Annotated in this window: 18 protein-coding genes and 1 tRNA gene; 7 read left to right on the top strand and 12 right to left on the bottom strand. The window is 62.4% G+C overall.

Annotated elements, in window-relative coordinates; translation table 11 throughout:
• Positions 1-183: 183 nt before the first annotated feature.
• The 3 genes from LB571_RS10385 (at position 184) to LB571_RS10375 (ending at position 1,365) form a co-directional block, all read left to right on the top strand.
• The gene (locus LB571_RS10385; protein WP_015318292.1) at positions 184-1,116 is read left to right on the top strand and encodes a lysylphosphatidylglycerol synthase domain-containing protein; all 933 of its coding nucleotides are present in this window, start codon (positions 184-186) and stop codon (positions 1,114-1,116) included.
• A gap of 3 nt (positions 1,117-1,119) precedes the next feature.
• Positions 1,120-1,278, top strand: a complete 159-nt coding sequence (locus LB571_RS10380) for a hypothetical protein (protein WP_224594276.1) — start codon at positions 1,120-1,122, stop codon at positions 1,276-1,278.
• A gap of 13 nt (positions 1,279-1,291) precedes the next feature.
• Positions 1,292-1,365, top strand: a tRNA-Gln gene (locus LB571_RS10375).
• An 88-nt stretch (positions 1,366-1,453) separates the two neighbouring features.
• On the opposite strand, the gene LB571_RS10370 is transcribed toward LB571_RS10375, so the two are convergent.
• Positions 1,454-1,729, bottom strand: coding sequence for a hypothetical protein (locus LB571_RS10370; protein WP_015318293.1), 276 nt, complete (start codon positions 1,727-1,729; stop codon positions 1,454-1,456).
• A 578-nt stretch (positions 1,730-2,307) separates the two neighbouring features.
• Here LB571_RS10370 and LB571_RS10360 point away from each other — a divergent pair.
• Positions 2,308-2,868: an EF-hand domain-containing protein gene (locus LB571_RS10360; RefSeq protein WP_224594273.1), complete on the top strand. Its 561-nt coding sequence runs from the start codon at positions 2,308-2,310 to the stop codon at positions 2,866-2,868.
• 327 nt (positions 2,869-3,195) lie between these two features.
• Here LB571_RS10360 and LB571_RS10355 read toward each other — a convergent pair whose 3' ends face one another.
• From LB571_RS10355 to LB571_RS10340, 4 genes are all read right to left on the bottom strand, one after another.
• On the bottom strand, positions 3,196-3,462 hold the full coding sequence (locus tag LB571_RS10355) for a hypothetical protein (RefSeq protein WP_140823689.1): 267 nt from the start codon (positions 3,460-3,462) through the stop codon (positions 3,196-3,198).
• Complete coding sequence (locus tag LB571_RS10350; RefSeq protein WP_224594271.1) at positions 3,462-3,704, bottom strand: hypothetical protein; 243 nt, start codon at positions 3,702-3,704, stop codon at positions 3,462-3,464. The genes LB571_RS10355 and LB571_RS10350 overlap by 1 nt, the downstream gene beginning before the upstream one ends.
• A gap of 277 nt (positions 3,705-3,981) precedes the next feature.
• A complete protein-coding gene (locus LB571_RS10345; protein WP_140661918.1) occupies positions 3,982-4,458 on the bottom strand; it encodes a hypothetical protein in 477 nt (158 codons plus the stop codon).
• A gap of 9 nt (positions 4,459-4,467) precedes the next feature.
• Entirely contained in the window at positions 4,468-4,950 is a 483-nt protein-coding gene (locus tag LB571_RS10340; RefSeq protein ID WP_140720836.1) for a YidB family protein, read from the bottom strand.
• Between the two features lie 351 nt (positions 4,951-5,301).
• Between LB571_RS10340 and LB571_RS10335 the strand changes: the two genes are divergently transcribed.
• Positions 5,302-5,934: a hypothetical protein gene (locus LB571_RS10335; RefSeq protein ID WP_224594269.1), complete on the top strand. Its 633-nt coding sequence runs from the start codon at positions 5,302-5,304 to the stop codon at positions 5,932-5,934.
• Between the two features lie 133 nt (positions 5,935-6,067).
• Complete coding sequence (locus tag LB571_RS10330) at positions 6,068-7,753, top strand: hypothetical protein (RefSeq protein WP_224594266.1); 1,686 nt, start codon at positions 6,068-6,070, stop codon at positions 7,751-7,753.
• 30 nt (positions 7,754-7,783) lie between these two features.
• On the opposite strand, the gene LB571_RS10325 is transcribed toward LB571_RS10330, so the two are convergent.
• Entirely contained in the window at positions 7,784-8,185 is a 402-nt protein-coding gene (locus LB571_RS10325) for a hypothetical protein (protein WP_140661915.1), read from the bottom strand.
• A 71-nt stretch (positions 8,186-8,256) separates the two neighbouring features.
• On the bottom strand, positions 8,257-8,943 hold the full coding sequence (locus tag LB571_RS10320) for a D-lyxose/D-mannose family sugar isomerase (protein WP_015318300.1): 687 nt from the start codon (positions 8,941-8,943) through the stop codon (positions 8,257-8,259).
• A 198-nt stretch (positions 8,944-9,141) separates the two neighbouring features.
• On the opposite strand from LB571_RS10320, the gene LB571_RS10315 reads away from it, so the two are divergent.
• Positions 9,142-10,200, top strand: a complete 1,059-nt coding sequence (locus tag LB571_RS10315) for a D-TA family PLP-dependent enzyme (protein ID WP_224594263.1) — start codon at positions 9,142-9,144, stop codon at positions 10,198-10,200.
• 4 nt (positions 10,201-10,204) lie between these two features.
• On the opposite strand, the gene LB571_RS10310 is transcribed toward LB571_RS10315, so the two are convergent.
• From LB571_RS10310 to hutU, 5 genes are all read right to left on the bottom strand, one after another.
• Positions 10,205-10,966 carry a heme ABC transporter permease gene (locus LB571_RS10310; protein ID WP_140717704.1) on the bottom strand — a complete coding sequence of 254 codons (762 nt, stop codon included), beginning with the start codon at positions 10,964-10,966 and terminating at the stop codon, positions 10,205-10,207.
• Between the two features lie 104 nt (positions 10,967-11,070).
• Complete coding sequence (locus LB571_RS10305) at positions 11,071-12,843, bottom strand: glucan ABC transporter ATP-binding protein/ permease (protein WP_015318303.1); 1,773 nt, start codon at positions 12,841-12,843, stop codon at positions 11,071-11,073.
• Positions 12,844-13,214: 371 nt separating this feature from the next.
• A complete protein-coding gene (locus tag LB571_RS10300; protein ID WP_224594260.1) occupies positions 13,215-21,803 on the bottom strand; it encodes a GH36-type glycosyl hydrolase domain-containing protein in 8,589 nt (2,862 codons plus the stop codon).
• 288 nt (positions 21,804-22,091) lie between these two features.
• Positions 22,092-22,670: a HutD family protein gene (locus tag LB571_RS10295; RefSeq protein ID WP_224594257.1), complete on the bottom strand. Its 579-nt coding sequence runs from the start codon at positions 22,668-22,670 to the stop codon at positions 22,092-22,094.
• Positions 22,671-22,673: 3 nt separating this feature from the next.
• On the bottom strand, positions 22,674-24,344 hold the full coding sequence (hutU, locus tag LB571_RS10290; RefSeq protein ID WP_140720852.1) for a urocanate hydratase: 1,671 nt from the start codon (positions 24,342-24,344) through the stop codon (positions 22,674-22,676).
• Positions 24,345-24,372 lie beyond the last annotated feature (28 nt).

Genomic DNA, 24,372 nt, shown 5'->3' with positions numbered 1-24,372 from the left:
AAGGCTGGGCTGGTAGCGAAACACCGTCGCGGCGCGCGGCAAACAGGGACGGCGTCAGGCGCGACAAGTGTTCGCGGTTGAATAGCCGGCTTCAATGAGGCATCTCTGAAATGAATGGGAAATCCGGGGCGGACGGCCTCTCGACGGAAAGGAAGCGGATACGCAACGCATGGCAGTCGGGCAATGAACTGGAAACGCTATTTCTGGCCGGTCGTCGGCATCGGCGCGGTGATCTTCTCCCTGCTGCTGCTCTGGCATGAATTGCGCGGCATCTCGCTCGACGACGTCTGGGATGGGCTGGCGGCCATTCCAACTCGTGGCTGGATGCTGGCGGGCTTGAGCTCGGTCGTCGCCTATGCCGCGCTCGCCGGCTACGATCACATCGCGCTGCTGCATATTGGCAAAAAGGTGTCGTGGCTGTTCGTGACACTCTGCTCCTTCACCACCTACGCGCTGTCGCACAATATCGGCGGCTCGGTGTTCTCCGGCGCCGTCATTCGCTACCGTGCCTACGGCACAAGGGGGCTGACCGGCCAGGAAGTCGGCGTGCTGGTGGCGATCTGCTGGATAACCTTCGTGCTGTCGACGTTACTGGTCTCCGGCCTTGTGCTGGTGTTCGAGCCGCGGATCATCGACCGCTTTTCCGGCATTGCCCATCACGGCCTGTCGGAGGCGGCAGGCATTGCGATGCTGGTCCTCATCGCAGCCTATGTATTCGGCAGTTGGCTGCACCTGCGCCCGCTGAGGATCGCCGGGTTTCAGTTGCACTATCCGGCGCTGCCGATCGTCGCCAGGCAGTTGCTGATCGGCCCGATCGAGCTGCTCGCGGCCGCGGCGATCATCTTCTTCGCCCTGCCCGAGGTGCACAATCCCGGCTATTTCGTCGTGCTGGGCGTCTTCCTGGTCTCCTTCTCGGTCGCCCAGATTTCGCACGCGCCAGGCGGCCTCGGCGTTTTCGAGGTGGTGTTCCTGGCCGGGCTTTCCGACATGGACCCGGTCGGCGTGGTGGCGGCGCTGCTGGTGTTCCGGCTGTTTTATCTCATCGTCCCGCTGTTTCTGGGCCTGGGCATCGTGCTGTTCTTCGAACGCTCGCAGTTCAGCCGCAAGGAGAGCTGAGGCTTGGAGGTTCGCACGCCACCGGAAAAGCTGGTGTTCGGAACCGGTGATGAAACCTGGCAATTGAACCGCAAAGCAGACTTGACTATTTTCCACTGGCGGCTACAAGGCAGCGCTCAAGCGGCTCAGCCGTTCGGCCCGCGCGGTTTTCACTTACGGTGATTGTCACGCCTGCTGGGGAATAGGTTAACGGTAGACCCACGGACTCTGACTCCGTTAGTCCTGGTTCGAATCCAGGTTCCCCAGCCAACACCTCTTTAATCGTTGTTTTCAGCTGCTTAGCGAACATTAGAAATTGCTAAGTGTTACACCCAAATGGATGTCTCACGCGGGGGCATCAGCCCTTTCCCTTCATTTCGTGGTAATCTCGATAGAGCTTCGCGACATAGTTTTCGCGGTAGCGCAACAGGTAGAGCGCGAAGAGGCAGAACGCAACCACGCTCGCATAAGACAAGATGCCCGTCGAATAGCACCAAAACGTTTCACATTCTCTCCAGCCGCCGAATCTTCCCTTCCACTGGCCGGCCGAGACAAGCAAAATAAGCCGCCAGCTTGCGAAGGCGAGGCACGCCAGCACCACGGCATAAGAAATGATCTTCGTTTTCTTGTTCATTCCCTACGCTGCAACAAGATTATGAATTCTCGGTTTCGTGCAGCGCCTCGGTCCGGTCGAGTATGACGGGAACGGCGAGGCAAGTGAAAAGGCCGCCGTGGCGAGCGGCGGGCTTCTGGTCGGCGTCGAGGATCCGGCCGGTTAGGGTTCCAGCGTCACCACATCGTCGGCCGGATTACCGAAGATCCAGGTTCCCCAGCCAAACTGGATGTCCTACGGATGATTTCGCCCCGGCCGGCTCGCATGAGGCCGCCGCAGCTGCCGATTCTGCAAGTCCACGAGGTGAGATTGTCGTTCGCAGGAAGCTGACGCGTGGGCGCGTGCTGCCATTCTTCGAGGGCCTGCCACGCTGCCTGGTCGGGACCGAAGCCTGCAGCTCATTGCATTGTTGGGCGAGAATTGACTGCACGTGGCCATGACGTGCGGCTGCTGTCGGCACAGTATGTTGAAGCCCATACTCCATGGTCGTGTAACTTCATCGTGACCCGATCTCCAGGGAGGAACAATCGGAATGAACTCCAAGTTGGGGGCCAGCCAATCAGCTTGAGGCAGACCACGACCAACCAATGGAGCATGTCATGAGATTTCCACGCTGCACGACCACCGCGGCCGCCGCTTTGATGTTCGCGGCCTTCCCTGCGCTCGCCCAGACGAACGGAACACCTGCACCAACCCCGGCGACCCAACAGCCCGGAGCTGGGCAACTGCCGGATGTGAGCGGACAGACGGGTGGGCCGACGCATGAAATGATTCGCCAGATGATTGAGCAAGCCGTCCAGGAGAGAATGCAACAGGATCGGAGCTCTAACGAAGGTAACAATCGGCAAGAGGAGGGTGACAACCGTCAAGAGGAAGCTTCCCGTCATCGAGACGGCTGGCAGCGGCACCGCACTGGCGGCCCGGCCGGTGAGCATGGAATGGTCGGAAATCATGGTCCTCGCATGATGCGCGGCACCGGGATGCGACTTGTACTGGCGCTTCTGGACACGGATGGTGACGGATCGCTGTCCGAGAACGAGGTCCAGGAGGCTGTCGGCAGAATCTTCTCTGCAATCGACCAGAACGGTGACGGGAAGATCGATATGGATGAAATCCAGTCCTTCTCGCATGGCTCTGGCGGTCGTGAAGAAATGCCGTGATTGGCTAGTGTCTTAGCTTGAAATCCGGCTAGTCAAAAAGCGGCTCGGAGTTTGGCGAACGCCACAGGCGCCATGAGGCGCTTTGGGGAGAGGCAACACGGCCGTGGGCGCGTTCTCCCCCGGAGCCCGCTGCCGGTTCCCAATCGCCCGTCCAGCGACCTAAGGTCAAGTTGAGCGGGCATCCGGCCAGATGTCCTCACATGGATCCTTTCAACGCAGTCATTCGTAAAGCAGCCGGATCGGGCGAGGCCCGGGCCAGCCGTCAGGACTCGCAGACACAGCCGGACCAGCCCGTCACCGACAAGCCTTCCATCAAGAACTGCAGTGTTACTTTACCAGCAGCGCGCCGTGTTTCGCCCAAAGTTGCTCACATTGCTTCGCCCTCAAGCATGGTGCTCCCGCAACTTCATGAAAGATTATCGCAGAACGAACGTCGTAGCCCAATACCGATGCGTTTGCCAAAAAGTGAACTGCCTCTCCAAGACGGCGAAGTTCAAGGGAGGCTTCTTTCTTGTTCGCTGCGTCGAATACACCGAGGACCTGCACTTCATCATCACGTGAGGCCAATACGGCGGCCATGGCCTCATCACTCATCACCCCCACGACTGTTCACGCGGTTGCTGATGAAGAAACCTACCGCTGCCCAGTACGCTGATGCTCGATGCATGCCGGCAACGGTTTCTTCTTTCATCATCGCTGGCTCTTGCCGCGAGCCAAATAGCGGCGGCCTTTGTCAGACCAATGAGGCACTCACCTGCAAACTCGGCCGGTTCGTCGGTCGTGGTGTCGAATACCGCCCATGTGTCGCAGGGTTCCAGAACGGGTAAGAATTTCATATTAGTTTCCGCTAATTTTTCTCCCAACATTAGCGGAACCACTTTGTTCCTGGAGCTTCGATGCCGTGCTCACGTGTACCCGTCTCGACGATGCCGGCAGCGAAGGGCCTCGCCGGCGAGCGGTCGCGTCCAGGGCCGCGACTCTCAAGCGTGGGCAGCCAGGAGGCGCACAACCGTTGACGTCGGGCTTTGATCGGACCGGCCTCTGGAGATCGATACGATGCCTACCAGCAGGACATGCAAGCAGCGCCATCCAGCCGTGTTGTATACGGCTTGGTTAACAACCATCGGCCCTTAGCGATCTTACCATGCGAACGACAATCGGATCGTAGGGGAGCTTTTCGTCACGACTATAGGTGGCCGTAAACAATGCCGCGCGGCCGTCGCAGACTTTGACGGCCCGGACATACAGTATCTGACCGTCCTTCAGCCCAGAATAGCTGGCCCATTGCGGCGTCACTCGCTTATAGGTCAACCTCCAGCCGTCGTGCTCATTCACTGCCATGCGATGCTCTATCTCGGTGCGAAAACTCGCCTTGCCGAGTTGCGCCCCCCATACTGCGAGAAACGCTTTGTTTTTGCCCTCGAAGGCTGCCCCTTGGTCGGAGCGCTGGGTAAGTACAAACCCCGGGGGGACATCGAACACGAAGCCGAGATGTTTGATCCCGAAGCCCTGCCATCCCTGAGCACCGAGCAGCGACGTGGGCACCATGGTGACAAGTAAACTCAGCAGAATATGGGGACCATATCTCATAGCCTGTTCCTATTGCTTCGGCGTCCCGCTCCCTGTCCGTGGCACGTCGTCTAGTAGGGTCGGCTCGACCGAGTCGTTCGTTCGGTGATCTGCCGGCAGCTTGCCGTTTGGGGTCATCTGGTTAACGGCGTCCGGCAGATCCCTGGTGATCCTCGCAATGAGCTCTTCGCGCGAGAGGCCAGTCTGCGTTGAAAGTGCCTCCAGCGTCTGCGCGTCAATAGCCTTTTCCACCTCATGAGGCTCGATCGGCTCGTTCGGCCCGGTGCCAACCCAGGAGTCCACCTTCGGGCCAGCACCTGCATTTTTAAAACGGTCGAGAATATCGCCAAGCGCGGTGCCGGCAACGCCCCTGGACACCTGGTCCAGTATCCCCCCTTGCGGATTGTTTGCATCGCGCTCTCCCGCTCCACGGATCATCTCTGCGATCTTGTCGCGGTTTTGATAAGCCAAGACCCCCAGCATAGCGATCGCAAGTCTTCCAAGATTGGCCACTCGTTCCTCCTGTGGTCTCGAGCTTGGAGAAGCTCTCGGCCTTCCAAAAGTTCCGCATTGGCCACCAAACCTTAGGTGGATACCTCCGGACGTGCACATAAGGTGGGCAAACGCGCCAGGAAGTCGATGCCTCACAAACCCGAATCTAGTATCCTACTTTGTCCATAAGCACCCGCAATTCAGGCTGAGGCGCGACCCAGAAAGTTCGAAAAGCTTCCAGGAACCCCAGCCAAGCATTTTTCAATGAAAATGGTCACTTAGCGAAAATCGGAACCGGAACACTTATCTGGTGCATAAATCCGGCACATCGCTGTCGCCACGCTTCGCGAACAAATCCTGCAAGGCCGCCTGATGGTCACTGACACCGAGTTCATCGTCGAAAGCATCAGCCAAGGCTGCGTGATGCTTGCCGATGGCGAGTTCTTTATCGACAGGCTGGTGAAGTATGTCGGCAATGGGAGGATCCGCTGGCATGTCGAATTCCGTGGACATCGCATCGAGCTGACGACCGGTCAGTTCAAGAAGCAGCCTACCTTCCGACGGAAGATGCTCGAAGAGGCCGGCGTGCTGCCGCCCCTGCGTCCCGGGGCCAACTACAGGCGATGGGTTCTCGATCTGAGGAGGAACGCCATCGAGCTTCCCTGGCGGGAGAGACCGGTCGATGCCGGTTTCTCGGTAGACAGGCTTGTCGGTCATGGGGGCGACCGCTGGACGGTTGAATACCAAGGCAAGGCTATCAAGTTCACGACGACCAAACTGCGCAGGCAAACCAGCTTCCGCAAGAGGATGCTGCTCAAGGCCAAGGTGCTGCCGCCCCGGATGGACCCGGTTGCCTATCGGAAGTGGGTGGACTGGCTGATTCAAAACGCCACCAAGGTCGCCCCGCGGGCCGGCGATGCCGTGATAACCGAGAAAAGTTGGCTTGACGACCTGCCGGAGTTAGGCGGCTGGCAAGACGAAGCGGCGCCCGAGGCAACCGACTAGGACGGCGCGCTGCCGCTCTTCACATTCACCCCAAAACCATGGTGTTTGCCATGGCTACGAATTTCGGAACACATTGATGGCGAAGAATCTGGCTAGGGCTTGGCTCGCGGCGAACCGAACTTGAATGAGACCCATGGATCGCTTCAATCTCGGCGCTTACCGCCGCCCGATCTCCACCCGCTCCACCGAGACCCAGCGCTGGTTCGATATCGCTCTGAACTGGTGCTACGGCTTCAACCATGAGGAAGGCATCAAGTGCTTTGAGATGGCGCTGGAGACCGATCCGGACTGCCCGATGGTTCATTGGGGCATCGCCTATGCAGCCGGGCCTTTCTACAATCTGACCTGGAAGGAGCATGGCGAGGCCGAGGCAAACAGCGCGACGAAGCGTTGCTTCGAGCATGTCCAGCTCGCGCGCGCCAGTGCGGTTGCAGCCAGCGAGGTCGAAAGACAATTGATCGGGGCATTGGCCTGCCGTTTCCAGAAACCGCACCGGGTGATGCCACAGGAATTCGAGCAATGGGACGACGCCTATGCCGCCGCAATGCGGCGGGTCCATGAAAACTTTCCCGACGATCACGATGTGATGGCGCTTCTCGTCGAGGCGCTGATGATGCGCACGGTGCGGCGCCTGTGGAATCTCAAGACCGGTGAACCGGCGCCGAATTCCGACGTCGTCGAAGCGCTGGAGGTTTGCGAGCGGTCAATCCTGCTCGCAGACGAGGCCGGCACCGCCCAGCATCCGGCGATCGTCCACCTGCACATCCATCTGCTGGAAATGTCGACCCAGCCGGAGCGCGGCATGCGCTCGGCCGATCTGCTCGGCGAGATGTGCCCCGATGCCGGGCACATGAACCACATGCCGGGGCATATCTATGTGCTGTGCGGCGAGTATGAGAAGGCGAAGCTCGCCAGCGAAAAGGCGGTTCGGGCCAACGACCTTTATATCGCCTACGCCAATGAGCCGACCTATTATCTGCTCGGCTGCTGCCACGATCTGCACCTGATGATGTTCACCTGCATGTTGTCGGGCCAGTACCAGCCGGCGCTGTGGGCCGCCGACAAGGTGCGCAGCCTGGTGACGCGTGACGTGGTCGCCATCCAGGATCGGCCCAAACTCACCCAGACCGTGGAAGGCTATCATGCGATGAAATCGCACGTGCTGGTGCGCTTCGGTCGCTGGCGGGAAATCATCGACGAGCCGGCAACCGAAGAGCCCGGCCTCTATGTGCTGACGGCGGCCATGCAGCATTACGCCAAGGGCGTGGCGCATGCGACGCTGAGGCAATTCACCGACGCCGAGCGCGAGCGTGAACGCTTCCACCAGCATCTCGAAGGCATTCCAGCCGAGCGGCGTTTTCTCAGCAACCCGGCCCGCGCCTCGCTCGCCGTCGGTGCCGCCTTGCTCGACGGCGAGCTTGCCTATCATCAGGGCCTGCACGAGCAGGCCTATGACCATCTCAGGCACGCGGTCGAGCTGGATGACAATCTGTCCTACACCGAGCCGTGGGCGTGGATGCACCCGCCGCGCCATGCGCTGGCGGCGCTGCTTCTCGACCAGGGCCACGCGCAAGAGGCCGAGCAGGTCTATCGCGACGATCTCGGCCTGAGCGGCAATGTCCAGCGCTGCGCCCGGCACGCGGACAATGTCTGGGCGCTGCACGGGTTGGTGGAATGTTTGGGGCGGCGCGGCGAGAGCCAAGAGCTGCCTTTACTGCAGGCAAAACTCGCCACGGCGCTGGCCAAGGCCGATGTGCCGATCAGCTCATCGTGCCTGTGCCGGACGGGCGTGCAATCGGCACTCAGCTGTTGTCATTAATGCCCATTGCGCCCTTCCCGGGCAGTTCAATCATGGAATGCTGAAGGGCACCGATTCAGCAACCGTTCCATCAATGGCCAAATCAACCCGATAGGTGCCCTCCGGCCATCCCGCCGTGGGTTTGCTGAGTTGTGAATCAGCCTGATTGTTGGCTCCTACGTCGAGGTCGACCTTGTCGATCGTATAGTTTTCCGGCGCGGCACCGTGGGAATCAACCGAGACCCAGGAGAATGTGATTTTCGAGGTTGGCGCGATATCCACCAGATCAGCCGAGACGTAGATCACCGGTGTCTCGACAGGGAAGTTGCTCTGAGGCGTTCCCTCGTCCTTCGTCGCGGAAAGGACGATATTGGTGAAGTCCGCCGCCTGGGCCGGCATACTGAAACCGAGCGCCGCCAAGGCGGCAATGGCTGGAACCAGAGCTGATTTCAAGACTTATTTCTCCTCGGGCTTGGTTGCTGGCCCCGCAAATCGGGGCAAAGTGGGGTTGAGGACGGGTGCCCTCAGCCCAGCCATTTGTCATAGTCCGCCACCAATAAATGGAGCGGCGGTGTGTCTTCCTCGATATCGGCGAAACGGCCGATCGGCTCGCGGAAGACGTTGTCCGTACGATCGTCATTGACGGTCGACACCTCGCCGATCAGCACATCCTTGCCCTCGGCCCAGAAGGCGTGCCAGACGCCGGGCAAGAGCGTGACGCTTTGGCCCGGATCGAGCTTCAGCAGTCCGCCCGCCGGCAGCCTGTGGATGGTTCCGTCGACCGGCACCGATACCTCGGCCTTGGGGTCGATGCCGCCGTCGCGGTCATGCATGAACAATTCCAGCACCAGCTTGCCGCCGCCGCGGTTGATGATGTCTTCGGCCTTGATGTTGTGGCGGTGCATCGGCGACATCTGCTCCTTGCGCGAAATCATGATCTTCTCGGCATAGAGCATGCCCATGCCCTTCTTCATGTCCTCGTAGCGGCCGTTGCGAACGGTGAACAGGAACAGGCCGAGATCGTCGAACTTGCCCTGGCCATAGTCGGTGATGTCCCAGCCGAGCCGCGAGGTGAAGATGGCCGAAGAATCGACCTGGCGCGCCTTCATCTCTTCCGGCGACCAGTAGGCGAAGGGCGGCATGATATAGCCGAACGAGCGGATGAAAGCGTCGGCTTCGCGGATGATGTCGTTGATGGCGGAGCGTTTCATGATGATGACCCTCGTGTCGATTTTTCCGACAATCGCATAGCCGAACGCCGGTGCGGTGTCGATCCACCTTGCCTGTTCGAGCCCTGTCTGTTCGAGCCTTGCGCGGGCCAGTCATGGCCAACAGATCGCGGCCCGCTGGCCGCGTGACATCGCGTGCTTTGAGGCTCATAACCCTTGCGAATTGCACAGGGATAGCCGATGCCGACCATCCATGACCTCGATACGCCTTCGATCCTGATCGACGTCGCACGCGCCGAAGCCAACATTGCTCGTGCACAGGCTCATGCCGACAAGAACGGACTGAAGCTCAGGCCGCACATCAAGACGCACAAGCTGCCTTATTGGGCGAAGAAGCAAATGGCGGCAGGTGCCGTCGGCATCACGTGCCAGAAGATCGGCGAGGCCGAGGTAATGGCCGATGCCGGGCTGACCGATATCTTTCTTCCCTACAACATCTTGGGGCGCGCCAAGCTCGAGCGGCTGAAGGCGCTGCATGGCCGCGTGACCCTGTCGGTGACCGCCGACAGCATGGACACGCTGGAAGGGCTCGCGGCAGCTTTCACCGATGCCGGCCATCCTCTGCCCGTGCTGGTCGAATGCGATACCGGCATGGGTCGCTGCGGCGTGCAGACAGCCAATGAAGCGGTAGCGCTGGCAAGGGTGATCGACAAGGCAGGTGGCCTCACCTTCGGCGGACTGATGACCTATCCGGCCGCCGGCCGCGCGGCTGAAGCGGAAGCCTGGCTCGCCACCGCCAAGCAGGCGCTGGCTGCTTCGGGGCTTGCCTGCGAGCGCATCTCGAGCGGCGGCACGCCTGATATGTGGCGCTCCGGCGATGCATCCGTCGTCACGGAGTATCGCCCGGGAACCTACATCTATCTCGATCGCTACCAGGTCGCCAAAGGCGTCGGCACCTTGGACGATTGCGCGCTGACGGTGCTCGCAACCGTGGTCAGCCATCCGACAGCGACGCGCGCCATTCTCGATAGCGGCAGCAAGGCCCTGTCCAGCGATACGCTAGGGCTAAAGGATTTTGGAGAGTTGATGGGCGTCCCCGGAGCACTGGTGACGGGCCTGAGCGAGGAGCACGGCACGGTCACGCTTTCCGGCGACGGCAGGCTGCGCATTGGCGAACGCGTGCGCGTGGTGCCGGACCACTGCTGCGTCGTCATCAACCTGTTCAACGAGGTCAATCTGATAGACGGCGAGAAGGTTCTCGAAACGCTGCCAGTGGCGGCTCGCGGGCTGATGACATGAGGTTTTAGACCGGACGCTCCGCCTGCCGCGCCGCCACCCGCCGCATGGCTATCACCCGGCGGCGGCGGATTTCGGTGCGCATTGCCATCAGGTGCAGCGCGAAGAACAGCACGGTAAAGCCGAAAGCCATCACCAGCAGAGGCCAGAGCAGGCTCGGGTCGATGGTAGGGCCGCCGAGCCGGAACACCGAGGCAGGCTGGTGCAGCGTGTTCCACCAGTCGACCGAGAATTTGATGATCGGGATATTGATGAAGCCGACCAGCGTGATGATAGCGGCGGCCCAGGCGGCGCGGCTGGCATCATCCAGCGCACGGGTCAGCGCGATGATGCCGAGATACATCAGAAACAGCACGAAGACAGAAGTCAGGCGGGCGTCCCACACCCACCAGGTGCCCCACATCGGCTTGCCCCAGATCGAACCGGTGATCAGCGCCAGCGCGGTGAACACCGCTCCAATGGGTGCGGCCGATTTCAGCGCGACATCGGCCAGCGGATGGCGCCAGACCAGCGTGCCAAGCGCGGAGACCGCCATCAGCGTGTAGCACATCATGGCGAGCCAGGCGAAAGGCACGTGGATGTACATGATGCGAACGGTGATACCCTGCTGGAAATCCTCGGGCGCGGTGAAGCTCATATAGAGGCCAATCGCGAGGGTGAGCGCGGCGAGCGCCGCCAGCCACGGCACAAGCTTGTCTGCAAGCCCGACGAACCGCGTTGGATTGGCGAGATCGGTCAAGCCGCTCAGGCGTGAGGTGATGTCACTCATGCGACTTTACATAGACCGCCGATGCGTTTGGGGCAATCGAGCGGCGGTGTCGCAGCTCTGGTCTTGCCTCCTCCCGTTCGGGAGGAGGCGGAACCGTTAATGGCTCAGGCGGCCTCGCCCTGCACCGACCGGCTGAGGCGCCGGACTTCCTCGTCGTTGAGCAGGCCGCCGGCGCGCAGCAGGCTGGCGAAGCGGCCGTTGCGCAGCGACAGTTCGGCAAAGCCACCCATCTCGACCACCCTGCCCTTGTCCATGAACACGACCAGATCGGCGTCGCGGACGGTGGTCAGGCGGTGGGCGATGATGAAAGTGGTGCGGTCGCGGCGCAATTCGTCGATCGCTTCCTTGACGCGGTCCTCGGTCTCGACGTCGAGTGCGCTGGTCGCCTCGTCGAGCACCAGGATCGGGGCATCCTTCAGCACGGCACGGGCAATGGCGATGCGCTGGCGCTCGCCGCCCGAGAGCTGGCCGCCACGTTCGCCGACCACCGTGTCATAGCCATTGCTCTTGGCTAGGATGAAATCCTGCGCCGCGGCCGCCGTGGCGGCGGCATGGATCTCGTCGTTGGTCGCATCGGCGCGGCCGACGCGGATGTTGTCCTCGATCGAGCGGTTCAAAAGCCCGGCGTCCTGGAACACGGTGGCGATCGAATGGCGCAGCGACTTGCGGGTCACCGTGCGGGTATCGATGCCGTCGATCAGGATACGGCCACTGGACGGCGAGAAGACGCGCTGCAGCAAGTTGATGAGCGTGGTCTTGCCCGCACCCGTCGGTCCGACGATGGCGACGGTCTGGCCGGCCTGCACCTCGAAGGACACGTCGCTGACGCCCTGCCCCGAATTGGCGAACTCGAAGCTGACATCCTCGAAACGAACATGGCCGGTGACGTTGGCAAGGTCGCGCAGACCATCCGGCTCGGCGGTATCGGCGGCCGAGTCCTCGAGCTTGTAGAAATCCTCGAGCTTGGCGCGAGCTTCCGAAATCTGGTTCGCGAAAGCCGACATCTGGTCGAGCCGTGAGATCAGCAGCGTGGCGAAGCCGGTGAAGGCGATGACGTCACCGATGCGCAGTTGGCCATGAGTGACCAGGTAAGCGCCGATCAGAAGCACCACCATCATCGAGATCGTCGACGACAGCCGATTGAGCGCATTGGCGATAGCCCACCAGTCGAGCACCGGGTTCTGCGCGTCGAGCAGGTTCTTGACGTAGCCACGCAGCGCCTCGGCCTCGTAGCCGAGACGGTTGTAGCTCTGCAGCACGGCGACGTTGCTCACCGAGTCCGTCACATGCGCGAATACCTTGTGATAGTGGCGCTCGACCGCAGCTTGGCCTTCCTTGGTGCGCTTCATCACCAGGCGGCCGATGCCGACATAGAGCACGCCGAGCACGAGCAGAACCATCGACATGCGCACATCCATGCTGAGCGCCGTCGGAACCAGCAGAACGAGCGCGACAGCGGTCGACAAGTGCTGGCGCATGAATTCAAGCCAGAGGCTGAACAGAGTCTCGACGGCGCGCAGCAGCGTGTGGAGGGCATTCGAGGTGCCACGCTGATGATGCCAGGCGAGCGGCATGGTGATGACGCGCTCGAACGACTGACAGAGCACTTCGCTGCGCCGGGCGTGCGCGAACCGGTCGGCGCCGCGCGCTACCAGGACGAAAGCCATGACATTGAAGGCGCCGAGGCCGGCCCACACGGCAAGCGTGGAGAAAACCGAACCGTGCGCGGAAATCGCGTCGATGACCCGGCCGAACATGATCGGCTCAAGGATCGCGATGGCTGCAAGAGCGACGTTGGCCGAACAGATCAGCGCGACGCGCTTCTTGTCGGCAGCCAGATACCCCAGCGCTCTCCAATAGATCTGCAGAAGTGACACTTCAGCTACTCCGCCAACGTTCTATTGTGCCCAATACCAATATTGTGCACCGCACCATTTCCTGACACGTAACGGTTGATGCGTCGCAAAACAATGCCCGTCTATCTCTTCCGTTCCCATTTAGCGAACAAAAGATGACGACGATACGAAATCTGGCGTGATCACCTAACAGTTTGAGATAAAAGGTGAAATGTCAGCCTTGCGGCAAAATCATGGCAGTGGTCGAGCTGTGCCACATTTTTAATCACGGCAGGCCGGCATGACTTCGCCCGGGCGGCTGGCCAACGTCGTCGGCACCCCGCGCGCAAGTAAACAATGCACGGCGTCGCGCGTCCCGGAGGACGCGCGATCTAATCACTAAATGGCTGATTTCATGCCGGTATCTTGACCACGACCTCGGTCTGGTCACCAGCTTTGGGTGCGAAGGACGTCGATTTTGTCTTCGAACCATTGACTTCGAGCGAGATCGTCTTGGCCTTTTTGTCGCGAATGACCTGGACCTTGATCTCGGCGCCCAGCATCTTGAGTGAAGCCTGGTAGCCATCCCAGTGGCTGGGCAGCTTCGGCCGGAATGTGATCTGCTTGCCGCGCCGTTCGATGCCCAGGATGCCTTCGACCGCCGCCCGGTAAAGCCAGCCCGCCGACCCGGTGTACCAGGTCCAGCCGCCGCGACCTCCCTTGTCGTCCCCGGAGTAGATATCGGCCGCCACCACGTAGGGCTCGACCCGGTAGTGCTCGGCCGAGGCCTCGTCGAACGCGTGGTTGACCGGATTCAGCATCGAGAAGCAGCGATAAGCTTCATCGGTCTGCCCCATCTCGGCCAGCGCAATGACGAACCACGTCGCCGCATGGGTATACTGGCCGCCATTCTCGCGCACGCCAGGCGGATAGCTCTTGATGTAGCCGGGGTCCTTCTGTGTCTTCGAGAAGGGTGGCGTGAACAGTTTGACGATCTTGAGACGGTCGTCGACGAGCAGCTTCGTCGCCTGCTGCATGGCCGTGGTCGACCGCGCCGGGTCGCCCTCGCCCGACAGCACGCTCCAGGACTGGGCGATGGAGTCGATCTTGCACTCCTGCGATGTACGCGAGCCCAAAGGCGTACCGTCATCGAAACTGCCGCGCCGGTACCATTCGCCGTCCCATGCCGTGCTTTCGAGTGCCCGCTTCAGCGCGTCGGCATGCTTTGCCCAGGCCTGTGCGCGCTTGGTGTCGCCCTCGGTCTTGGCGACCGCGGCGAAGTCGCCCAGCGTCTTCAACAGGAACCAACCCAGCCACACGCTCTCGCCCTTGCCGTGTTCGCCGACGCGGTTCATGCCGTCGTTCCAGTCGCCGCCAAGGATCAGCGGCAGGCCGGCTGGACTGCTGCGCTTGATGGCAAGGTCGAGCGCTCGCGCGCAGTGGTCGTAGAGCGACACCGTCTTCTTCGAGATTTCCGGGGTGAAGAAGGCGTCGTGCTCGCCTTCACCCAGCGCCTGTCCATCGAGGAAAGGCAGTTGCTCCTTCAGGATGGCGGCGTCGCCGGTCACCATGAGATAGCGGGACGTGGCGTGGGCGAGCCACACCACGTCGTCGGAGATCAGGGTACGCACGCCGGCGCCGGTCCGCGGCAGCCACCAATGCTGCACGTCGCCCTCCGGGAACTGCCGCCGCGCGGCGTTGAGGATCTGGTCGCGCGCCAGCGTCGGGTCGTGCGCCAGCAAGGCGAGCGTGTCCTGCAACTGGTCGCGGAAGCCGAAGGCGCCGCTTGCCTGGTAGAAGGCCGAGCGGGCGCGGATGCGGCAGGCAAGGCTCTGATAGGGCAGCCAGTGATTGACCATGGCATCGAGTGCCTTGTCCGGCGTCTCGACCTGGATGGTGTCGAGGAAGGCGCGCCATTCGCGCTCATTGTCGGCCAGGCGCTGGTCGAAGTCCTTGCCCCGGTGCGTCTGCACCAACGCGCTCGCCTGCGCCGCGGAATCGGCATCGCCGAGCAGCCAGATAAGTGTGACGTCGGCGCCGGCCGGAATCTCGACGTCGCGAGCGATCGCCGCGCAAGGATCATCTCCGGCCTCGACGCGACCCGACAGGGCCGAACCGCTCAGCACCGCCTGTGGCAGCTCGCTGGACCCGTGCCGGCCGAGGAATTCCGCCCGGTCTGACGTCACCGAGTGGACGCCGGTGTCGGCGGCGAGGAAGGCCACCCGCTCGCTGAAATCGAGCCCGTAGGGATTTTGCGCCAGCAACGCGCCGGTGGCTCCATCGCGGGACGGCACTATGGTTGCCGCGGTGCGCGACCGATGCCCGCCAAGCACCCATTCGGCGTAAGCATAGACACGCAGCCGAGCCGGTACCGGGCCGGAATTCTGGATGCGCAGCCGCGTGATCTTCACCGGATCGATGGGATCGACGACATTGGTCAGGTCCATCGACAACGGTCCGCGCTTCGAGCGGAAGGTCGAGAAGCCCTGGCCATGCCAGGCCTCGTAGGTCATCGAGGGATCGCGCACCACCGCTGCGAGCGGAGAGAACGCCTTGCCGCTGGCCTGGTCGTAAATATAGACGCCCTCGCCCGGCCGGTTGGACACCGGATCATTCGACCATGGCGTCAGCTGGTAATCGCGGCTGTTGCGGCTCCAGGTGAAGGCCGCTCCCTCGGCCGAGGTGTGGAAGCCGAACGACGCGTTGGAGACGACGTTGATCCAGGGTTGCGGCGTCGTGCGCCGGCCGGCCAGGCGCACCACATAGTGCCGCCCGTCGCCGTCGAAGCCACCGAAACCATTCCACAGGCTAAGGCCGGAGCCATCGGCGCTGACGTCGGCCACAGCCTGCGGGGCAAATGCATGCATCTGCGGTGCGAGCGCCGCGATTTCGCGCGAACCCGGCAATCCTGCCGGCTGCAGGCCATCGCGCGCCTGCAGCGCGGCCGCCTCGGCCCGTTCGATCTGGTCGAAGATGGTGCCGTTACGTGTATGCAGCACAACCCGGGCGACGGCGAGCAGCGTCTTGTAGGTGGTTTCCTCCATCAGGTCGCGGCGCACCGCGAAAATGTGCTGGCGGGGTCCGAGTTCCTTGCCGCGCAAGCGGCTGTTTTCGCACAGCGTCTCGACCGCGCGCTGCAGATCCTGGACATAGGACGAAGCCTGCTCGTTGACGACGACGAAGTCGATCATCATGCCGCGGGTGCGCATGTATTCCTGGAAGCGCAACGCCTGGGCTACGATCTCGAGATCGGCAACGTCACCGATCCTGACCAGGAAGATCGGGTAATCGCCCGAAATACTGGTCGGCCACAGGCTCGACTGCTTGCCCAACCCGGAAGCGATGGACTCGGCCGGCAGCCGCAAAAACGGGTCGGGATAGATCAGATAGCGCGCCAGTTTCTGCACATTGGCCGCGTCGGTCAGACTGAGGCCCATATGGCGGGTCTGCACCTGGCTACGCGTCCAGGCAAGCATCGCCTGCCGGGCAAAGCTCTCCTGATGGTCGAGCCGGCTTATCGCCTCCTCCAGCTCGGCACGGTTTGCCCCGACGACGGTCCAGAAGGTCAGCGATACTTTCTTGTTGGCGGGCACGCGCACCTGACGACGCAGCGAGGCGATGGGATCGAGCGTGAAGCCGGAATGGCCGCCAAGCCTGGCGCCTGGATCGAAGGCGGCGGCATCGACGATGGTGCGGCCACGGCCGATGAAGGCGCGCCTGTCGGTCTCGGCCTCGGCGTCACGCGCCGGTCCCGACGGATCGGTGACGAAATGCACCAGCGTCACATCCGGTTCGCTGGTTTCACGCTTGCGGCGCGTGGCGAAGATCGCGCCGTTGTTGGCAGCGATTTCCGTTTCCACGAACATTTTCGAGAAGGCCGGATGCGCGTTGTCGGAAGCTTCCGAACCCAGGACCAGTTCTGCAAAGGACGTCACCTCGATGTGACGGTCGGATGTGCTCTCATTGTAGAGCGTGATGCGACGGCCTTCGCCATTGCCCTCGGAGATGACGATGCACTCCACTTCGGAGCGCAGCGTGCCGACCAGCTTCACGAAGCTCGCCTTGTCATCGGAAAACAGGGCCTGCGTCTTTTCCTCGGCCGCGCGCCTGGGTTCCGAAGTCGCGGACCACCAGTCGCCAGTGGCGGCATCGCGCAGGAAGATGTAGGAGCCAAGCCGATCCTCGACCGGATCGGGCTGCCAGCGGGTGACGGAAAGATCGCCCCAGCGGCTGTAGCCGGAGCCGGTCGCGGTCACCATCACCGAATAGCGGCCATTCGACATCACATTGGTCGAACGCAACGCCCGCGCGGGATCGAGCACGATGCGGGTGTCAGGGCTCTCGGTCTCGGTCTCGTCCTTGGAGCGCTCGTCGGCCTCGGTGCGGACGGTCGCGGTCGGAATGTCGCGTGGCGCCCTCTCCTGCAGCAGCAGTTCGGCCGATTCAATGACCGGATCGCTGTGGAAGCGATCGCGCAGGCGACCTTCGAAGATGGCGTCGGCGACGGCGGCGATCGACATGCCCGAATGGTGGGCATAGTAGTTCAGCACGACCGCGTGGTTGGTGCCTTCCGGTACGCGCTGCGGCGTGAAGTCGACCGCATCGTAATAGCCATGACGGCCAAGCGCGCCGATCTCGCGCAGCCGGGTCAGATTCTGCACCGCTTCGCGCGGGTTGAACTGCGCCGCCATGATGGTCGCGTAAGGCGCAATCACCGTGTTCTGGCCAAGGCCACGCTTCAGCCCAAGCCCCGGCACGCCGAAATTGGTGTACTGATAGGTCAGCTCCCGGTCGCGGGCGTTGTAGGCCGCTTCCGAAATGCCCCACGGCACATTCTTCTGGCGGCCATACTGCATCTGGCGCTTGATGATCAGCTTGCTGGTCTGGTTGAGGATCGAGCCTTGCGGCTCCTTCATCACCAGCGGCGGCATCAGATATTCGAACATCGAGCCGGACCACGACATCAGCGCACCCTGGAAGCCGATCTCGACGATCGGGCGGCCAAGCCTGAACCAATGTTCGGTCGGCAGATCGCCCTTGGCGATGGCGAACAGGCTGGTCAACCGCGCCTCGGAGGCGAGAAGGTCGTAGCAGCTTTCGTCGAGCTGATGTTCCTCGACCCGGTAGCCGATCGACAAAAGCTTGCGCTCCGGCCGCATCAGGAAGGCGAACTCCATCTCGAAGGCGAAACGACGGGTGCGCTCGCGCAAGGTGAGCAGCTTGGCACGCAGAGCCTCGACGGCGTTCTCGTCACTGTGGGCGTCGTGGACGTGCGCCTCGCAGGTGGTTTCGAGTCTTGCCGTCCAGTCGACGATGACGTCGCTCTGCGGCGATGCGGCTTCGGTGTGAATGGCGGTGGCGAGCTTGCGGATTTCGCCGGCCAGCACCGCCAGGTTGATGGTGCGGATGGACGCCATTTCCGGCTGCGCCTTGATCGTCTCCACCGCGCGCCGCATGCCGTCGAGGCGATCGACAAGGCGTTGGCGCAACGGGCGCAACTGACGGCGGTCGTCGGGCAGTTCATCGAGGCTTTCGCTCAGGATGGTCACCGTATCGAGGATACCCTCGAAATCGCCCTGCAAGTGGACGGAAGGGGCTTCCGCCCATTCGGCGCAGGCAGCCGCCACCGCCACCAGGTGGCCGGCGAGATTGCCGCTGTCGACAGCCGAGATGTAGAGCGGATAGAGCGGCTTCAGCGTCGTGGTGTCGTACCAGTTGAAGAGATGGCCACGATGACGCGGCATACTCTCGATGGTGGTCATGGTGGCGTCGATGCGGGTGATGGCATCGGACAGGCTGATCCAGCCGAAATCGCGTGCCGAGACGACCGAGAGCAAGTAGACGCCGATGTTGGTCGGCGAGGTGCGCGGCGCCACGACTGGCGCGGGGCTCTCCTGGAAATTGTCGGGCGGCAGATTGTGATGCTCCGCCGTCACGAAGCTCTCGAAATAATGCCAGGTACGGCGCGCCACGGTGCGCAGCGTGTGGATGTCGGCTTGCGATATGCGCAGCCGATCCTCGGTTTCAGCGGAGCGGCTGATCCAGCTGGCGATCGCCGGCGAGCCGATCCAGAACAAGGCAAAGAAGAAGGCGACGAAGGCACCGGTGGAATCTGCCAGCACCGGAATGGCGAGACCGACAAAGCCGATGATCACGGCGCCGTACATCATGCCGTAATAGGAGCCGACATCGTTGTCGCCGGCCTTGTGCGCCTGCGAGGCGGTGCGCCATTCCAGGAGGTTCTGCCGGCTGACGAACAGCCGGTAGAGCGTGCGCACGATGGCATCGCCCATCATCCAGGCGTTATGTGCCATCAGCACGATCTTCAGCGCCACCATGGCGGTGCCGAAGGCGACGTCGCGCGCCAGCGCCGAGAAATGGCCGCGCGGCGTCTGGTCGCCGCTCTTGGGCAGGATGGCGTTGACGACGTCGAAGGTCGGCGCCATGAACAGGCTCAGGATCAGCAAGGCCTGCCACTGCGCCGCCTGCGTGAAGGGCAGCAAGGTCCAGCCGGCGATCGCCGCCATCACCCAGAAGATCGGCGTCAGCGAGCGGCGCAGATTGTCGACCATCTTCCAGCGCGACAGGGCCGGAACGCCGGAGCGCGGGTTGAAGATGTATCCCAAAAGCTGCCAGTCGCCGCGCGCCCAGCGATGGTGGCGCGAGGCATCGACCGAGTAGCGGGTCGGGTAATCCTCGACCAGTTCGACGTCGGTGACCAGCGCGGCGCGCGCCAGCGCGCCTTCGAGCAGATCGTGGCTGAGAATGGTGTTTTCCTCGATGCGGCCCTGCAAGGCGGCCTCGAAGGCATCGACATGATAGAGGCCCTTGCCGGTGAAGGACCCGTCGCTGAAGACGTCCTGATAGAGGTCCGAAACAGCGAAGACATAGGGATCAAGGCCGCGATTGGCCGAGAAGACGCGCTGGAAGAACGAGGCTTCGTCGCCGCTGGTGAGCGAAGCGGTGATGCGCGGCTGCAGGATGGTGTAGCCGGCGGTGACGACACGCCTGGTGGCGTCGAAATGCGGGCGGTTGAGCGGATGGCAAAGCTTGCCGACAAGGCTCGATACCGCATCGCGGGTGGTGCGGGTATCGGCGTCGAGCGTCATCACATGGACGACTTTTTCCGGCAGCGGCACTTCGAGCGGCAGGAAGGTGGTATCGCTGTCGCCGCGCAGCAACAGATCGAGTTCGTGCAGTTTGCCGCGCTTGCGCTCCCAACCCATCCAGGACCCTTGAGCGGCATTGTAGAGCCGGCGGCGGTGCAGGATGTAGAAGCGCGGCGCGCCTTCGGAGGGATAGCGCGCATTGAGGCGGGCGATTTCGGCACGGGCGAAGTCTAAGATCTCGGTATCGGCCGCATCGATCTCGATCTTGCTGTCGGGCCAATCCGAAAGCAGCGCGAAATGGATCTCGTCCGCCAGATTGGCAAGGTAATGCACTTCGATGTTGCGGATGTTTTCCTCGACATCGTCACGCGAGCCGATCAGGGACGGCACGACCACCAGGGTGCGCGCCTCTGGCGGCACGCCGTGCCGGTAGTCATAGCCGATCAGGCGTGTCGGCTTGAGGAAGAGCGAGACCACGGTGTTGAAGAAAGCGAGCGCGCCTTCGCTGGCCGGCACGGCAAACAGGGCCAGCATCAGCACGATGGACGGAACCGACAGGCCGAGATTGGAAAGGGCGTTGCCCGACAGGACGAGCAGCAGGACGGTCAGGGCGAAGACGGGCAGGACGATGCCAAGCCATCCGGTCTTGGCGAAGGTCCGCTTGACGATCTGGCTGATCGTGGGCCGATAACCGATCGTCTTTTCGAGTTCCAGCCGACGCGGGCCAACGAGATAGAAACCGACATCGGTGTGAACGGATGCAGCCTGGGCATCAACCCCCTCACCGCTCTCCGGGACGGTTTCGCTGACAGCATGGCCGGCCAGTTCGATGGCTTTTTCGGCGACACGGTACTCCGACAGGTTCGAGCGGCGTGCCAGTTCCTCGATCGCGGTGCGGTATTGATCGCGCGAGAAGAAGTCGAGCGCGGCGAAATCCGTGCGCTCGCGCAGCACGGTATCGATGCGACTGACACCCTCGAACCACACCGTCCAGTCGACGTCGTTGATGAGGCGCAGGCCGCGAACGATGTTGCCGGTGGTCACATTGCCGCTGGACAGCGTCTGGTGCTCGGAAATGATGATTTCCTCGGCATCCGAGCCGGTCTTTTCGAGTTCGCCTTCCAGCCACTCCAGCGCCTTGCCGGCATTCTGCGATCCGTCACGCAGGCGATAGAGCAGCTGAGTGGCGAAGGTGGTGTCCTGTGCATGCGCGCTGAAATTGGCAAGGATCGCCTGCCGGTCCGGATTGTCGTCGGTCGCCAGCACCTTGTCGGCCACGTCGTTGGCGATCTGGCGCATCTGGCGGGTGCGGTTGACCCTGACCGCCAGGCGGCGGAGGTTCTCGATGAGCACGAAGCGCAAAAGGGACGGCAGTGCCCAGAGTTCGCCGATTTTTAGCGGCTCGACCGACTGAAAACCCTGAACGATGGACTTGAACATGGTCGCCGAGACGGAACTGTCGGAATGCGCCACATAGGTCCAGGCCAGAGCCAATGCGCGCGGCACGGTGCCGCCATCGGGCAGTTTCAGCGTTGGCAATTGCCGGTAGAAGCGGCGCGGCAGGTCGCGTTTGACCTGGAAAATGGTTTCCTCGATCAGATAGTTGTTGTCGAGCAGCCACTGCGCGGCCGGCGTGATGGTTTCGCCCCTCCCCTGCGCGGCATTGGTCGACCGGTAGACTTCGAGGATCTTCTTGGCGCTGTCACGGATGCGGGCCTGGAAATCGAATGGGATCAGGCCGAACAGATCCGTCAGATCGCCCTTGGCAAGGCTCTCGCCGAGCAGCCGGAGCCGTTCCTCCGGCAGGAATACCGATCGTATCGGCTCCTCCGTGACGGCCGGGAAGCTCGCGCTTGTCTTCTCGATCTGGGCTGGGTTCGTCTGAATATTCATTGAAAATTCCGTAAGCGGGCACTCAGCGGCGTCACCGCCACGGCAATGGCCCTAAAACCGGTTCAAATGCAATCGGCTGCATCAACCCCTATGCCGAAAGTTTGTTTCCGCACCACGACGGAGCGTCATCTTTCGACCAACTCAAAGACGAGCGCCCCTCGCTCCCGTCGGGACCGATCGACGGAGAGGATTCGGGCTTTTTCGTGATGCCACCGTCAGCTTACGCTATATTTCGCCGGCATCACGATCATGTTTGGAAACAGGCGGTAACCGTTGGCGGCAAACGCGTCAGGCGGCCCCGATTATACGGACCACGAAAAGGGTCGCATCCGGGGCGGGCTCAACCCGCAAGATAGGCACATCCGGCCCGAGCAGCAGGGTGTCGAGCGGCTCGAGGCGGACAGGCGTGGCGCCGGCGAAAATGGCATGGCCTCTGTGGCAAAGGATGAGGGTGGAACAGGCCTCGGTCGAGATTTCCACAGGCGCCGAAACCGGCAGGCGTTCGACTTGATGCAACATGCGGCCGCGGCGGGTCATGACGTTGAGATCGGTAATCGGGCCGGCGATCAGCGCGGCACTCGTCGGCTGGTCGGCTGGAAAGGAAAAAGGCTGGGAAGCCGCTGTCATCCGCTCGGGCGGACGGCCGGCGACATTAAGCACGATCCCCTCGCCTTCCAGAACCGACAGGGTGCGGTCGATGCCGGTAAAGCTGGAGAACGGCCCGCTCGTCTCGACCCGGGCCATCGAGACGCGCCAGTCGAAATCGTCGAGCCCAGCGCCAGCGGGCGAGACGGCGATCTCGGTCGTCGTACCGCCGCCGTTCTTCCACGGCATGACGCGGTAGTCGGCGGCACGAAGAACGCGCATGGCTTAGCCCAAAATGCCAGGCAGGTTGAGCTGGTGCTCCTTGGCGCATTCGATCGCAATGTCATAGCCGGCATCGGCGTGGCGCATGACGCCGGTCGCCGGGTCGTTCCACAACACCCGTTCCAGGCGCCTTGCAGCATCCGGCGTGCCGTCGGCAACGATAACCATGCCGGCATGCTGCGAGAAACCCATGCCGACGCCGCCACCATGATGCAGCGACACCCAGGTGGCGCCCGAAGCTGTGTTGAGCAACGCATTGAGCAGCGGCCAATCGGACACGGCGTCCGAACCGTCCTTCATCGCTTCCGTCTCGCGGTTTGGCGAGGCGACCGAACCGGAATCGAGGTGATCGCGGCCGATGACGACGGGCGCCTTCAGTTCGCCCTTTGCCACCATCTCGTTGAAGGCAAGACCCAGCCGGTGCCGGTCGCCGAGGCCAACCCAGCAGATGCGCGCCGGCAACCCCTGAAAAGAAATCCGCTCGCGGGCCATGTCCAGCCAATTGTGCAGATGGGTGTTGCCGGGAGTGAGCTCGCGGACCTTGGCATCGGTCTTGTAGATGTCCTCCGGATCGCCGGAGAGTGCCGCCCAGCGGAACGGGCCGATGCCGCGGCAAAAGAGCGGACGGATATAGGCCGGCACGAAACCGGGGAAGGCAAAGGCGTTTTCAAACCCTTCATCCTTGGCGACCTGGCGAATATTGTTGCCATAGTCGAGCGTCGGCACGCCGGCGTTCCAGAACGCCACCATCGCCTCGACATGTTCGCGCATGGAGGCGCGAGCCGCCTTCTCGACCGCCCTGGGGTCGCTGACACGCTTTTCGCGCCACTCGGCAATCGTCCAGCCCTTCGGCAGATAGCCGTTGATGGGGTCGTGGGCAGAGGTCTGATCGGTGACCATGTCGGGGCGGATGCCGCGACGGAACATTTCGGGTACGATCTCGGCGGCGTTGCCGAGCAGGCCGACGGACTTCGCCTCGCCGGCCTTGGTCCAGCGCTCGATCATTTCCATGGCTTCGTCGAGCGTCTCGGCTCTCTCGTCGACATAGCGGGTGCGCAGGCGGAAATCGATCGAGTCGGGATTGCATTCGATCGCCAGGCAGCAGGCGCCGGCCATGACGGCGGCCAACGGCTGCGCGCCGCCCATGCCGCCGAGGCCGCCGGTCAATATCCATTTTCCCCTGAGATTGCCGCCATAATGCTGGCGGCCGGCCTCGACGAAGGTCTCGTAGGTGCCCTGCACGATGCCTTGCGTGCCGATGTAGATCCAGGAGCCGGCCGTCATCTGGCCGTACATCATCAGGCCCTTTTTATCGAGCTCGTTGAATTTCTCCCAGGTCGCCCAGTGCGGCACCAGATTGGAGTTGGCGATGAGCACGCGTGGCGCGTCCGGGTGGGTGCGAAACACGCCGACCGGCTTGCCCGACTGCACCAGCAGCGTCTCGTCCTCGCCAAGCATCTTCAGCGAAGCAACGATCTGGTCGAAATCGTTCCAGGTCCGCGCCGCCCGGCCGATGCCGCCGTAGACGACCAGTTCGTTGGGGTTTTCGGCAACGTCCGGGTCCAGGTTGTTCATCAGCATGCGCAGCGGCGCTTCGGTGGTCCAATACCTGGCATTGAGCTTGTCGCCGCGCGGGGCGCGCACTTCGCGTATGTTGTGACGGGGATTGTTCATCATTGTCCCTTTCGGACGAGGCGGCGCG

Source organism: Mesorhizobium sp. BR1-1-4, assembly GCF_020165375.1.
In the GTDB taxonomy this organism is placed as follows: Bacteria; Pseudomonadota; Alphaproteobacteria; order Rhizobiales; family Rhizobiaceae; genus Mesorhizobium; species Mesorhizobium australicum.
Note: the sequence above shows the minus strand (reverse complement) of the source record. Positions and strands in the feature narration are given on the sequence as shown.